This window comes from Leifsonia sp. HAY1-4F (assembly GCF_056755275.1).
This window is the reverse complement of record NZ_JBNDHX010000007.1, coordinates 1-12,265: the sequence shown is the minus strand read 5'-3', so window position 1 is coordinate 12,265 and position 12,265 is coordinate 1. Positions and strand designations below refer to the sequence as shown.

At 71.3% G+C, this 12,265-nt stretch carries 14 protein-coding genes; 9 read left to right on the top strand and 5 right to left on the bottom strand.

Annotated elements, in window-relative coordinates; genetic code table 11:
* Positions 1–87: 87 nt before the first annotated feature.
* The gene (locus ACPYOG_RS02755; RefSeq protein ID WP_481292728.1) at positions 88–504 is read right to left on the bottom strand and encodes a hypothetical protein; all 417 of its coding nucleotides are present in this window, start codon (positions 502–504) and stop codon (positions 88–90) included.
* A gap of 158 nt (positions 505–662) precedes the next feature.
* Here ACPYOG_RS02755 and ACPYOG_RS02750 point away from each other — a divergent pair, with 158 nt between their 5' ends.
* From ACPYOG_RS02750 to ACPYOG_RS02735, 4 genes are all read left to right on the top strand, one after another.
* The gene (locus ACPYOG_RS02750; protein ID WP_481292727.1) at positions 663–1,643 is read left to right on the top strand and encodes a Gfo/Idh/MocA family protein; all 981 of its coding nucleotides are present in this window, start codon (positions 663–665) and stop codon (positions 1,641–1,643) included.
* A gap of 81 nt (positions 1,644–1,724) precedes the next feature.
* Positions 1,725–2,471 (top strand): 3-hydroxybutyrate dehydrogenase, encoded by a 747-nt coding sequence (locus tag ACPYOG_RS02745; protein WP_481292726.1) that lies wholly within the window; start codon positions 1,725–1,727, stop codon positions 2,469–2,471.
* A complete protein-coding gene (locus tag ACPYOG_RS02740; RefSeq protein WP_481292725.1) occupies positions 2,468–3,403 on the top strand; it encodes an alpha/beta hydrolase in 936 nt (311 codons plus the stop codon). Before ACPYOG_RS02745 ends, ACPYOG_RS02740 begins: the two co-directional genes overlap by 4 nt.
* A complete protein-coding gene (locus ACPYOG_RS02735) occupies positions 3,400–4,452 on the top strand; it encodes an alpha/beta fold hydrolase (protein ID WP_481292724.1) in 1,053 nt (350 codons plus the stop codon). The genes ACPYOG_RS02740 and ACPYOG_RS02735 overlap by 4 nt, the downstream gene beginning before the upstream one ends.
* On the opposite strand, the gene ACPYOG_RS02730 is transcribed toward ACPYOG_RS02735, so the two are convergent.
* From ACPYOG_RS02730 to ACPYOG_RS02720, 3 genes are read right to left on the bottom strand one after another with little or no spacing between them, the layout of a single operon-like run.
* On the bottom strand, positions 4,445–4,966 hold the full coding sequence (locus ACPYOG_RS02730; protein ID WP_481292723.1) for a GNAT family N-acetyltransferase: 522 nt from the start codon (positions 4,964–4,966) through the stop codon (positions 4,445–4,447). The genes ACPYOG_RS02735 and ACPYOG_RS02730 overlap by 8 nt on opposite strands.
* A complete protein-coding gene (locus tag ACPYOG_RS02725) occupies positions 4,959–5,228 on the bottom strand; it encodes a type II toxin-antitoxin system TacA family antitoxin (RefSeq protein ID WP_481292722.1) in 270 nt (89 codons plus the stop codon). The genes ACPYOG_RS02730 and ACPYOG_RS02725 overlap by 8 nt, the downstream gene beginning before the upstream one ends.
* Positions 5,229–5,247: 19 nt before the next feature.
* Positions 5,248–5,865 (bottom strand): TetR/AcrR family transcriptional regulator, encoded by a 618-nt coding sequence (locus tag ACPYOG_RS02720; protein ID WP_481292721.1) that lies wholly within the window; start codon positions 5,863–5,865, stop codon positions 5,248–5,250.
* Positions 5,866–5,944: 79 nt separating this feature from the next.
* Here ACPYOG_RS02720 and ACPYOG_RS02715 point away from each other — a divergent pair, with 79 nt between their 5' ends.
* Entirely contained in the window at positions 5,945–7,024 is a 1,080-nt protein-coding gene (locus ACPYOG_RS02715; protein WP_481292720.1) for an agmatine deiminase family protein, read from the top strand.
* Positions 7,021–8,736: an amidase gene (locus tag ACPYOG_RS02710; protein ID WP_481292719.1), complete on the top strand. Its 1,716-nt coding sequence runs from the start codon at positions 7,021–7,023 to the stop codon at positions 8,734–8,736. Before ACPYOG_RS02715 ends, ACPYOG_RS02710 begins: the two co-directional genes overlap by 4 nt.
* A 102-nt stretch (positions 8,737–8,838) precedes the next feature.
* On the opposite strand, the gene ACPYOG_RS02705 is transcribed toward ACPYOG_RS02710, so the two are convergent.
* On the bottom strand, positions 8,839–9,468 hold the full coding sequence (locus ACPYOG_RS02705) for an NAD(P)-dependent oxidoreductase (RefSeq protein WP_481292718.1): 630 nt from the start codon (positions 9,466–9,468) through the stop codon (positions 8,839–8,841).
* A gap of 59 nt (positions 9,469–9,527) precedes the next feature.
* Here ACPYOG_RS02705 and ACPYOG_RS02700 point away from each other — a divergent pair, with 59 nt between their 5' ends.
* The 3 genes from ACPYOG_RS02700 to ACPYOG_RS02690 all read left to right on the top strand — a co-directional run.
* Entirely contained in the window at positions 9,528–10,013 is a 486-nt protein-coding gene (locus tag ACPYOG_RS02700; RefSeq protein WP_481292717.1) for a MarR family winged helix-turn-helix transcriptional regulator, read from the top strand.
* A 10-nt stretch (positions 10,014–10,023) separates the two neighbouring features.
* Positions 10,024–11,457 carry an argininosuccinate synthase gene (gene argG, locus ACPYOG_RS02695; RefSeq protein WP_481292716.1) on the top strand — a complete coding sequence of 478 codons (1,434 nt, stop codon included), beginning with the start codon at positions 10,024–10,026 and terminating at the stop codon, positions 11,455–11,457.
* Between the two features lie 18 nt (positions 11,458–11,475).
* Positions 11,476–12,265: GlxA family transcriptional regulator (locus ACPYOG_RS02690; RefSeq protein ID WP_481292715.1), on the top strand; the 790-nt coding region annotated here is incomplete at its 3' end.

Sequence of the window (12,265 nt, the reverse complement as noted above, 5' to 3'; positions counted from 1 at the left end):
AGCACACGCTAGCGGAGGGATGCCACCCCGAGACCGTTTTTCACCCCGGGTTCACCCTGCGCGGCCGGGGGCGGAGGAACGGTGCCTTCAGGACCCTACGGCGGCCTTCAGGATGTCGGCGACGCGCTTCTTGTCCGCGGCGTCCAGCTTCGTCAGGGCGAAGCCGACCGGCCACATGTTGCCGTCGTCGAGGTTCGCCGCCTGCTGGAACTCGAGGGTCGCGTAGCGGATCTTGAACTTGGATCCCGGCTTGAACGCGACCACCACTTTGCCGTCGGCGTCGGTATAGGCCGGCATCCCGTACCAGGTCTTCGCGTTCAGGGAGGTGTTCTCGGCGACCAGCTGGTGGAACGCCTCGGCGAGCTCCCGGTCGGTCCCGGTCATCGCGGCGATCGCGGCATCGCACGCGGCCGCCGCATCCGCCCCTTCCTGCGCCGCCTTCTTCTCCGCGACCGCGGCCTTGATGGCTGCCTTCTCCTCTTTGCTGAATGTCGTCGTGGCCATGATGTCCTCTTCCTGGTCTGTGGGCTCTCGTGTGGACTGCGACCAATCTACGATTCGGGCATCACGACCGCTTCTCCATTCCTGCTCACTCCGCTCCCGCTCCGCTTCCCGCTCTCCGGGCCGCCGGTGAGCAACCCCGTCGCCGCTACGATGACCGCATGACGACCTCGTCCCCGGTCTGGGGCATCCTCGGAACGGGTGGCATCGCCGCCGCCATGACGCGCGACCTCCAGCTCGATGGGCACACCGTCGCGGCGGTCGGATCCCGCACGCCGGAGTCGGCCGCGCGGTTCGCCGCCGCCCACGGCCTCCCGCGCTCGCACGGCTCGTACGAGGAGCTGGCCGCCGATCCCGGCATCGACATCGTCTACGTCGCGACCCCGCATCCGCAGCACGCTCCGAACGCCCTGCTCGCCCTGGCCGCCGGCAAGCACGTCCTCGTGGAGAAGCCGTTCACCATGAACCAGCAGGAGGCGCAGCAGGTCGCCGACACCGCACGCCTCGGCGGCCTGGTGGCCCTCGAGGCGATGTGGACGCGGTGGCTGCCGCACATGGATCGACTCCACGAGATCATCGACGACGGAACGCTGGGCGAGCTCCGATCGGTGGTGGCGCACCACTGCCAGCGGACCAGCCCCGATCCCGCCGGGCGGATGCTCGACCCCGCACTCGGCGGCGGCGCCCTGCTCGACCTCGGCATCTACCCGGTGTCGTTCTCCTGGGATGTGCTGGGCGCGCCGAGCGAGGTGCTCGCGTTGTCGACGCCGACGGCGACCGGTGTCGACCGGCAGACCTCCATCCTGCTCGGCTACGAATCGGGCGCCCAGGCGGCGCTCACCACCGTGCTCGATGCGGCCGGCGACAACAGCGCGACGGTGGTCGGGACGGATGCGCGGATCGAGCTGGACGCGACCTTTTTCGTGCCGACGGCATTCCGCGTCGTCGACCACAGCGGACGCGTGATCGAGACGTACGAATCGCAGATCAGCGGCCGCGGGATGCAGTACCAGGCGCGGGCGATCGAGCGACTGGTCGCGGCCGGCGGCGGCGAGGATGCCCGGATGCCGCTGTCGCAGTCGATCGCGATCATGGGCACGCTCGACACCATCCGGGAGCGCATCGGCCTCGTCTACGAATGACCCCGCCGCTCTTCCCCGGGCGACGCGGCCGGAGTTAGAGTGCGGCGAGGGCCACCGGTCCTGCGGGAAGGAGTGTCGACGATGACGGACCTCACCGGAAGGCGGGCGCTGGTGACCGGCGGCGCGAGCGGGATCGGGCTCGCCTGCGCGGAGGCGTTCGCCGAAGCGGGCGCCCGCGTCACGATCGCGGACCTCAACGGAGACGCGGCGCGCGAGGTCGCGCAACGGCTGGGCGGCGACGCGTGGGAGGTCGATCTCTCCCGGACCGGCGAGCTCGCCGAGGCAACGGTCGACACCGACATCCTGGTGAACAATGCAGGAATCCAGCACGTCCGGCCGATCCCGGAGTTCGAACCCGAGACGTTCGCCCTGATGCTGCGGATCATGGTGGAGGCCCCGTTCCTCCTCATCCGCGCTGCACTTCCCGGGATGTACGAGCGGGGCTTCGGCCGGATCGTGAACATCTCCAGCGTCCACGGGCTGAGGGCCTCCGAGTTCAAGTCGGCCTACGTCACCGCCAAGCACGCTCTGGAGGGGCTCTCGAAGACCACGGCGCTCGAGGGCGGACCGCACGGCGTCACCTCCAACTGCATCAACCCCGGCTACGTGCGCACGCCGCTGGTCGAGAAGCAGATCGCCGACCAGGCACGGCTGCACGACATCCGCGAGGAGGAGGTCGTCGAGAAGGTGATGCTGACCGAGGCGGCGATCAAGCGGCTGGTCGAACCGACCGAGGTCGCGAGCCTGGCGCTCTGGCTCGCCGGACGCGACTCCGCGATGGTGACCGGAGCCAGTTACACGATGGACGGCGGATGGAGCGCCCGGTGACTCCGTACGAGCGGGTCGGCGTCCCGGTCGACGGAGGAGAGCTGGCGGTCGGCATCTGGAACCCGGAGGCCGGCGGGATGCCGCTGGTCGGCATCCACGGCATCACCTCGAGCCACCGTGCGTGGCTGCTCGCCGCCGAGGACCTGCCCGATACCCGCGTGATCGCGCCGGACCTGTGCGGCCGCGGGCGCAGTTCCGGGCTGCCGGCACCGTACGGCCTGGTCCAGCACGCCGACGACCTGGCCAGGATGCTCGACGCCCTGGAGGTGGACCACGTCGCCCTCGCCGGGCACTCGATGGGCGGTTTCGTCGCGGTCTGGTTCGCGGCGCGGCATCCCGACCGGGTCAGGCGCCTGGTGCTGATCGACGGCGGCCTGCCGATCCCCGCGCCCGAGGGGGTCGCCCCGGAGGACGTTCCCGCGGTTCTCCTCGGGCCGGCACTCGAGCGTCTGGGGATGCGGTTCGCGTCGTTCGAGGACTACCGGGCGTTCTGGCAGCGGCATCCGGCGCTCGGTCCGTGGTGGAGCGACACCCTCGACGACTACATCGGCTACGACCTGATGGGGGATGCCCCTGAGCTGCGATCGAGCGCAGACCCGGAGGCGGTGTCCGTGAACGCGCTGGAGTTCGACGGGTCCACCGGGTATGCGGAGGCCCTGGCGGGATTGCAGCTGCCGATCTCCTTCATCCGCGCACCCCGGGGACTGCTGAATGCGGAGCCGCTCTACGACCCGGCCGTGGTGTCCGAATGGCTGCAGCGGCTGCCCGGGATGCGGGTCCGGGAGGCGACGGACGTCAACCATTACACGATCCTGCTGACCGAGGCGGGGGTGCGTCAGGTGCTGCCGCTGCTGCATCCGCCCGTCCCGCATCCGCCCGGCGGGCAGGCCGCAGTCCCGCATCCGCCCGTCACGAAGGAGGCCGACGCATGAGTGGAACGCTGCTGCCCGGCATCGAGTCCCGCACCGTCCGAACCGCCCGCTACACCGCCAACGTACTGGAGCGCCCCGCGAGCGGCGAGGCTCTCCGGACGGTCCTCTTCGTACACGGCAACGTGTCGTCGTCGCTGTTCTGGCAGCCGCTCATGCTGTCGCTCCCCGACGGCGTGCGTGCCCTCGCCGTCGACCTCCGCGGCTTCGGTGACAGCGAGACGCTCCCGGTCGACGGCACGCGCGGAGTCCGGGACTTCTCCGACGACGTCGCGGCGGTCGCCGACGAGTTGCGGCTGGGAGCTGTGAACGTGGTGGGCTGGAGCCTCGGCGGAGGTGTCGCCATGCAGCTGCTGCTCGACCGGCCGGACCTGGTCGGCACGTTGACGCTCGTCTCCCCGGTCTCCCCCTACGGCTTCGGCGGAACGGCGGCCGACGGCAGCCTCCTCAACCCCGATGCGTCCGGGACGGGAGGCGGCGGTGCGAACCCCGACTTCATCGCCCGTCTGGAGGCGGGAGACACGGGCGAGGACGCACCGACCTCACCGCGCGCCGTCTACCGCTCCTCCTATGTCGCTCCCGGTTTCGTCTCGGAGTTCGAGGACCTCTGGGTCGAATCCATGCTCTCGACCGCGACCGGACCCGACAACTACCCGGGCGACTCCGCCCCCTCCGATAACTGGCCGGGCTTCGCTCCGGGCACCCGGGGCGTCCTCAACACGCTCGCGCCGACGTACTTCAACACCTCCGGAATCGTGGATGCGCCCGCCAAGCCGCCCATCCTCTGGATCCATGGAGCCCAGGATGCGATCGTCGGCGATGCGTCCTTCTTCGACCTCAACCAGCTGGGAGCCGCCGGCATCATCCCCGGCTGGCCCGGCGAGGACGTCGCGCCGCCGCAGCCGATGCTCGCCCAGACGCGCGCCGTGCTGGCCCGCTACGCGGACGCGGGAGGCACCACCCGAGAGGTCGTCTTCGACGACTGCGGCCATTCCGCCCACATCGAGAAGCCGGACGAGTTCCGCGCCGAACTGCTCGCCTGGATCAGTTGAGCGACGCCGCCGTCGCGAGCGCGTCGCTGACTCGCAGGTACAGCGCACGCTCCTGCCCGGGGATGCGGACGAAGCCAAAGCGCTCGTAGAACGCGACGGCCCGGTCATCCTTGCCGTGCACCACCATCGCCCGCATGCCGATCGTCTGGGCGACCCGGACGGACTGAAGCACCGCGTGCTGCAGAAGGGAGGCACCGAGACCCCTGCCGGCATACCGGAGGTCGACCGCCAGCCTCCCGATCAGGACGACCGGGATGGGGTCCGGCATGTTGCGTGCGACCCGGCCGGGAGCATCCGCTCTGGCCATCGACCCGGCCGCCAGGCAGTAGAAGCCGGCGACCCGGTCGGATCCGGGCGCCGGCGATACGAACGTCCGGGACGCGCCCTGGGCGTCGTTCTGCCGTGCCCACGCGCGAAGCCAGCGGTCCAGCTCCTCGGTTCCGCACACGAATTCGGAGATGACGTCGCCGGTCCGCAACGGTCGAGGCTCGGCGAACCCGCTCGACTCACTCACCGAAGACAGTGCCGCGGCGGTAGAGATCGGCCAGACCGGGAACGACACGGGCCGGCTTGTCGAGCTCTGCCTGGAAGGCGTCGAACAACTCGGCATCGAGCGTGAGCTGGTGCTCCCGGCGGATCACCTCGTGCGCCTCCTCCACGATCACCTGGGTGGAGAAGTCGGTGACCGAGCGGCCTTCGAGCGCCGCCGCCTGCTCGATGAGCTGTTTCTGCTCACTCGTGACGCGGAGTTCGAGCCGCTTGTCCTTCACCGCCATGCGCTCCAGTGTACGGCAATCAGCCGTACGTGTTGCCGAGCGTCCCGTGCTCGAGCCCCAGCATCCCTTCGACCGCGCGCGCCAGGGCGGGGCCGCGCTCGCCGCCCGCTCCCCAGCGGACCAGCGCCTGGGCGTTCAGTCCGTCGATCATGCCCAGCAGCTGCCAGGCCGCCTGCGCGGGGTCGTCGGGCCGGAATTCGCCCGTCGCGACGCCGTCCCCGATCACCGAGAGGATGAGCGCCTGCCACGCGTCCATCTCGTCGCGGACGGCAGCGGCGAGCGCCTCATTGCGTCGGCCCAGGGCCCAGGCTTCGACCCAGACCAGGGTGACGTCCTCCCGCGTGCCGTCGAGCAGCGTGCGCAGGAGAGCTGCTAGTCGCGCGGTCGGACCGCCCACCGGCGCGAGCAGGCCGCGCACCTCATCCAGCTCGGCGGCCACCACGGCGCGGAAGGCGGACGCGACCAGCTCATCCATGGCCGGGTGGTAGTGCGCGACGAGAGCGGGCGCGACCCCCGCGCGCGCCGCGACGCCGCGGAGGGTGACCGCGGCGAGCCCGTCGGCGAGCGCCACGTCACGCGCGGCAGCGGACAGTTCGGCGCGGCGCTCAGCGGGCGGGCGTCGGGCGGCTCTTGACATGGTCCGCCCAGTATAGGTAGCTTCGCTCACATATTGATCGTCTGATCAACAATTCGTCGCCCATCCGCGGAGGACACCGATGACCTGGCGCATGCCCGCTGAGACCGCACCGCACGAGCGCACCTGGATGGCCTTCCCGCGCGCCGGCATCACCCTCGGCGACGACGCCGCCTCGGCCGACGAGGCGTACGCCGCCTGGACGGCGGTGGCCCACGCCGTCTCCGAGTACGAGCCGGTCACGATGGTCGTGGACCCGAGCGAACGCGAGCGCGCCCGCCGGTTGCTCGGCACCCACGTGGAGCAGGTGGAGGCGCCACTGGACGAGTTCTGGATGCGCGACTTCGGCCCCACGTTCGTGGTCGACGACGAGCGGCCGGGCGCGCTCGGCGCCGTCGACTGGACCTTCAACGGCTGGGGCGACCCGGAATGGGCCGAGTGGCACAAATCCGCCGGGATCGCGGCGTTCGTGGCCGACCGGACCAGTGCCGAGATCATCAGCTCACTGCTCGTCAACGAGGGCGGCGGCATCCACGTCGACGGCGAAGGGACCGTTCTCCTCACCGAGACCGTACAGCTCGACCCGCGCCGCAACCGGTACGCGGACAAGGCGCGCGTGGAGGCGGAGCTCGCCCGCACGATCGGCGCGACGCACGCCATCTGGCTCCCGCGCGGGCTCACCCGCGACTACGACGACTTCGGGACGAAGGGTCACGTCGACATCGTCGCGACCATCCCGTCGCCGGGTCGCCTCCTGCTGCACGCCCAGCAGAACCCGGACCATCCGGACTTCGTGGTGACGCGCGAGCTGCGGGCACTGCTCAGCGAGACGGCCGACGCGGCCGGGCGCTCCTGGGACATCGTCGACCTGCCCGCACCGGCGACCCTGAGGGACGAGGAGGGCTTCGTGGACTGGAGCTACGTGAACCACCTCGTTGTCAACGACGGCATCGTGGCCTGCGCCTTCGGAGAGGAGCGGGCGGACGCCGAGGCGACCGCGATCCTCGAAGCGGTGTACCCGGGGCGGACGGTGACCATGGTGGATTCGCGGCCGATCTTCGCGCGCGGGGGCGGCATCCACTGCATCACGCAGCAACAGCCGGCCGTGGCCGCGGCGCCCGCGTCCGCCGACGCCACTTCCTCCGAGGAGGACGGGCGATGACCTTCGACGTGGTGGAGGCGCCCATCTCGGAGCTGCGTCGCGCGCTCGAGGCCGGCGACACGACGAGCGAGGAGCTCGTCACGGCGTACCTCGCACGGATCGACGCGTACGACACCGCCGGCCCGCACCTCCACTCCGTCGTCGTGCGGAACCCGGACACGCTGGCTGATGCCCGGGAGTCGGATACGCGACGCGCCCGGGGCGAGACGCTTGGGCCGCTCGACGGCATCCCGTACACGGCGAAGGACAGCTACCTCGCCCGGGGTCTGACCGCAGCGGCCGGGTCGCCCGCGTTCGAGCACCTGGTCGCACAGCGGGACGCGTTCACGATCGAGCGCCTGCGGGCTGCCGGGGCCGTCCTGCTCGGGCTGACCAACATGCCTCCGATGGCGGCAGGCGGGATGCAGCGCGGCCTCTACGGTCGCGCGGAGTCCCCGTACAACGGCGACTACCTGACGGCCGCGTTCGCCTCCGGCTCCTCCAACGGCTCGGGCACGGCCACGGCGGCCAGCTTCGCGGCGTTCGGGCTCGGGGAGGAGACGTGGTCGTCGGGCCGCGCCCCCGCATCCAACAACGCCCTGTGCGCGTACACGCCCTCCCGCGGGATCATCTCGGTCCGCGGCAACTGGCCCCTGGTGCCGACGATGGATGTGGTGGTGCCGCACACGCGCACGATGGCGGACCTGCTCGAGGTGCTGGACGTCATCGTCGCCGACGACGCCGAGACGCGCGGCGACTTCTGGCGCTCCCAGCCGTGGGTGCCGCTCCCGCGCGCGTCCGCTGTGCGGCCGGCGTCCTATCCCGCGCTCGCCTCCGGCCCGTCTCTTGAGGGACGTCGGTTCGGCGTTCCGCGCATGTACATCAACGCCGATCCGGAGGCCGGGACCGCGGGAAGCGCACTGGCCGAACGGACGTGGATCGGCGGCCCGACCGGTCAGCGGATCGAGACGCGGGCGTCGGTGATCGCCCTCTGGGAGGCGGCCCGGCGGGACCTGGAGGCGGCAGGGGCGACGGTCGTCGAGGTCGACTTCCCCGCTGTGTCGAACTACGAGGGCGACCGTCCGGGCGCGCCGACGATCGCGACGCGTGGGCTGGTCAGCCCGGAGTTCCTGCACCGCGAGATCGTCGACCTGTCGGCGTGGGCGTGGGACGACTTCCTCGCCGCCAACGGCGACCCGGCCCTGAACACGCTGGTGCCGGTCGACGGCGCACGCATCTTCCCGCATCCCGAGGGCGCGCTGCCCGACCGGTACGACGGCTTCGAGGACGACATCGCGGGGTACCCGGACTGGGTGCGGGCGCATCCCGGCACGACGCTCGCCGGCATCCCGGAACTCGCCGAGGGCATCCGCGGGCTGGAGGAGACGCGCCGGGTCGACCTGGAGGAGTGGATGGACGGGCTGGGCCTCGACGCGGTGATCTTCCCGGCGGTGGCGGACGTGGGGCCGGCGGACATGGACGTCGACCCCGCCTCGGCGGACCTCGGCTGGCGGAACGGCGTCTGGGTCGCCAACGGAAACCTGGTGCCGCGCCACCTCGGCATCCCGACCGTGACGGTGCCCATGGGGACCATGGACGACATCGGGATGCCCGTCGGCCTCACCTTCGCCGGCCGCGCCTACGACGACACGGCGCTGCTGGCCCTGGCCGCCGCCTTCGAGGCGACCGGTCGCCGCCGCACCGAGCCGCCGCGCACCCCCCGCCTCCCCTGACGCCCCACACCCCCACCGTCGAGTCCGCACAGATTGCACGCTCGCTCGGCGTGTCGCGTGCAGTCTTCGTGTACTCGACGGTGGGGGTGCGGCAGGGGCGGGTCAGCCGGCGACGCCGACGGGAGCCCGCTCCGTTTCGGGGCGGCCGAGGCTGGCCAGCATCGCGTCGGCGAGGTCGGCGCGCGAGACGGTGAAGTGGCGCGGGACGCTGCCTCCCACGCGCGTGAGGTACTTCCCCTTCGCCGGGCCCGACGTCAGCTTGGGCGGGCGGAACGCCGTCCAGAGGGCCGGGGACTCGGCGAGCGCGCGCTCCATCTCGCGCAGGTCGTCGTACACGGGGCGCAGCAGCGTGCCGATCAGCGGCAACGCGATGCGCCGGCTGATGAAGCTGTCATCGGCGGGCGGCGGGGCGACCGGCGCCGCACTGATGACGACGAAGCGCTGAGGCGTCTCGCCCATCCCGGCCAGGATGGCGCGGGCGGCCGGGGCCGCGACCGGCGCGTCTGCGCGCTTGCGCGGACCGATGGCGGAGAACACAGCGTCGGCGCCGGCCACGGCCGAGCGCACCTCCGCCGTGTCGTCGAGGCTGGGGACGATCCGGGTGTGGGCGCGGGCATCCACGTCGGCGGAGGGCCGGCGGATCACCGCGGTCACGGTGTGACCGCGGTCGAGGGCGAGGCTGGTGAGGAGCCGGCCGGTCTGGCCGTTCGCTCCGAAGATGGTGAGCTTCATATCGTCATGGTAAGTGATAGTCACGCTCACGTGCAATCACAACTTGGTACGATATCCGGATGAACTCGGAGTCGCCCGGTCTGGAATCCCGCGTCAGCTTCCTGGTGTCGCAGCTGGGATTGCAAAGCGCGCAGGCATTCACCGCAGCGCTCGCGCCGCTGGGGCTGACGCCGAACCGGTACGGCATCCTCATGAACGTCGCCCGGCAGGAAGGCCGCACGCAGCAGGAGCTCGCCACCGCGCTGGGCCTGCACCGCAACTCCATGGTGGGGCTCATCGACGACCTCGAGAAGAGCGGCCTGGTCGAGCGCCGCCGGCACCCGAACGACCGGCGCGCCTACGCCATCCACCTGACGCCGGCGGCCCGGGATGTGGTGGTCGCCGCGACCCGCCTGGCAGACGAGCAGGAGGAGGCCATGCTCCGGCACCTCGATGCGGACGACCGCGCCACCCTGCTGGCGATCCTCTCCCGGATGGTGGAGCGCGGCGGCTACCGGCCCGGGGTGCACCCGGGGCTCGCGCGCGACCACGGAGCGCGCCGGTAAGCTGGATGCCGTGTCCAAGGTCTTGAGCAGTCTGCCCGTCGGTGAGCGAGTCGGCATCGCGTTCTCGGGAGGCCTCGACACCTCCTGCGCGGTCGCCTGGATGCGTGAGAAGGGTGCCATCCCCTGCACCTACACCGCAGACATCGGGCAGTACGACGAGCCGAACATCGACGAGGTCCCGGGTCGTGCCGTCGAGTACGGCGCCGACATCGCCCGCCTGGTCGACGCGAAGCGCGCCCTCGTCGAGGAAGGCCTGATCGCGCTGCAGTGCGGCGCCTTCCACATCCGCTCGGCCGGCAAGACGTACTTCAACACCACGCCGCTCGGCCGTGCCGTGACCGGCATCATGCTGGTGCGCGCGATGATGGACGACGGCGTCGAGATCTGGGGCGACGGCTCCACCTACAAGGGCAACGACATCGAGCGGTTCTACCGCTACGGCCTGATCGCCAACCCGCGGCTGCGCATCTACAAGCCGTGGCTCGACTCCGCCTTCGTGGAGGAGCTCGGCGGCCGGACCGAGATGAGCGAATGGCTGGTCGCGCGCGGCTTCCCGTACCGCGATCCGAGCGAGAAGGCGTACTCCACCGACGCCAACATCTGGGGCGCCACGCACGAGGCCAAGCGCCTGGAAGAACTCAATGCCGGACTCGAGATCGTCGACCCGATCATGGGCGTCGCCGCCTGGCGCGACGACGTCGAGGTCACGCCCGAGACGGTCTCCGTCCGGTTCGAGGGCGGACGCCCGGTCGCCATCAACGGCGTCGAGTTCGACGACCCGGTGGCACTCGTGCTCGAGGCGAACGCGATCGGCGGCCGGCACGGGCTGGGCGCCTCCGACCAGATCGAGAACCGCATCATCGAGGCGAAGAGCCGCGGCATCTACGAGGCCCCCGGCATGGCACTGCTGCACATCGGCTACGAGCGCCTCCTGAACGCCATCCACAACGAGGACACGGTCGCCAACTATCACAACGAGGGCCGCCGCCTCGGACGCCTCATGTACGAGGGCCGCTGGCTCGACCCGCAGTCCCTGATGCTGCGCGAGTCCCTGCAGCGCTGGGTCGGCTCCGCCATCACGGGCGAGGTCACCGTGCGCCTGCGCCGTGGCGACGACTACACCATCCTGGATACGACAGGACCTGCCCTCAGCTACCACCCGGAGAAGCTGTCGATGGAGCGCGTGGGCAACTCCGCGTTCGGCCCGGGGGACCGCATCGGTCAGCTGACGATGCGCAACCTCGACATCGCCGACTCCCGCTCCCGCCTGGAGCAGTACGCCGCGGCCGGCCTCATCGGCGGCCCGACCGGCGCCCTCGTCGGCGAGCTGGAGGAGGGGAGCGCGCGCTCCATCCTCGAAGGCGTCGAGGCGGTCGACGAGGCGCTCTCCCGCGACATCGACCTCAGCTCCGAGGGCGCGGCCTTCGACTCCGGCACCGACTGACCCGATCGCCGCACCGAGATGACAGCGGGCGTTTCGGGCGACGGTAGGACTGCCGACCACGTCGTCGCGGTGCTCGTGCTCGACGGCGCGAAGCCGCTCGACGTCGGCATCCCGGCCCAGGTGTTCTCGCACCGGCCGAGCATGCCGTACGACGTCCGCGTCTGCGGTGCGGCGCCGGGGCCGGTCACCGGCGGCGACGGGCTCTCGTATCACGTGGCGGAGGGGCTCGAGGCGCTGGAGCAGGCCGACACCGTGTTCGTGCCCGGGTACCGGAACCCCGCCACGGCGGATCCGCCGGATTCCGTCGTCTCCGCCCTCCTGGCCGCGCACGACCGCGGCGCCCGGCTGGCCGCGATCTCGACCGGGGCCTTCGCCTTCGCCGCGACCGGGCTGCTCGACCGCAAGCGCGCCACGACGCACTGGCACTACACGCGCGCGCTCGCTCAGCGGTATCCACTGATCTGGGTGGATGAGAACGTGCTGTTCGTGGACGAGGGCGACATCCTGACCTCCGCCGGCGCCGCCTCCGGAATCGACCTGTGCCTGCACCTGATCCGGCGCGACCACGGCGTCGCGCTCTCCAACCATGTCGCACGGCGGCTCGTGGCGGCCCCGTACCGCAGCGGCGGCCAGGCCCAGTACGTCCCCCGCAGCGTCCCGGAGCCGCTCGGCGACCTGTTCGCGGAGACGCGGGAGTGGGCGCTGGCGCACCTGGCCGAGCCGCTGACCCTGGTGGAGCTCGCACGGAACGCCAAGGTCTCCGCCCGCACGTTCTCCCGACGCTTCGTCGAGGACACCGGCTACACGC

Bases quoted from the DNA above. Each gene is read 5' to 3' on its own strand.
- ACPYOG_RS02755 (WP_481292728.1), bottom strand. From the start codon at position 504: ATGGCCACGACGACATTCAGCAAAGAGGAGAAGGCAGCCATCAAGGCC.
- ACPYOG_RS02750 (WP_481292727.1), top strand. From the start codon at position 663: ATGACGACCTCGTCCCCGGTCTGGGGCATCCTCGGAACGGGTGGCATC.
- ACPYOG_RS02745 (WP_481292726.1), top strand. From the start codon at position 1,725: ATGACGGACCTCACCGGAAGGCGGGCGCTGGTGACCGGCGGCGCGAGC.
- ACPYOG_RS02735 (WP_481292724.1), top strand. From the start codon at position 3,400: ATGAGTGGAACGCTGCTGCCCGGCATCGAGTCCCGCACCGTCCGAACC.
- ACPYOG_RS02725 (WP_481292722.1), bottom strand. From the start codon at position 5,228: ATGGCGGTGAAGGACAAGCGGCTCGAACTCCGCGTCACGAGTGAGCAG.
- ACPYOG_RS02720 (WP_481292721.1), bottom strand. From the start codon at position 5,865: ATGTCAAGAGCCGCCCGACGCCCGCCCGCTGAGCGCCGCGCCGAACTG.
- ACPYOG_RS02715 (WP_481292720.1), top strand. From the start codon at position 5,945: ATGACCTGGCGCATGCCCGCTGAGACCGCACCGCACGAGCGCACCTGG.
- ACPYOG_RS02710 (WP_481292719.1), top strand. From the start codon at position 7,021: ATGACCTTCGACGTGGTGGAGGCGCCCATCTCGGAGCTGCGTCGCGCG.
- ACPYOG_RS02705 (WP_481292718.1), bottom strand. From the start codon at position 9,468: ATGAAGCTCACCATCTTCGGAGCGAACGGCCAGACCGGCCGGCTCCTC.
- ACPYOG_RS02700 (WP_481292717.1), top strand. From the start codon at position 9,528: ATGAACTCGGAGTCGCCCGGTCTGGAATCCCGCGTCAGCTTCCTGGTG.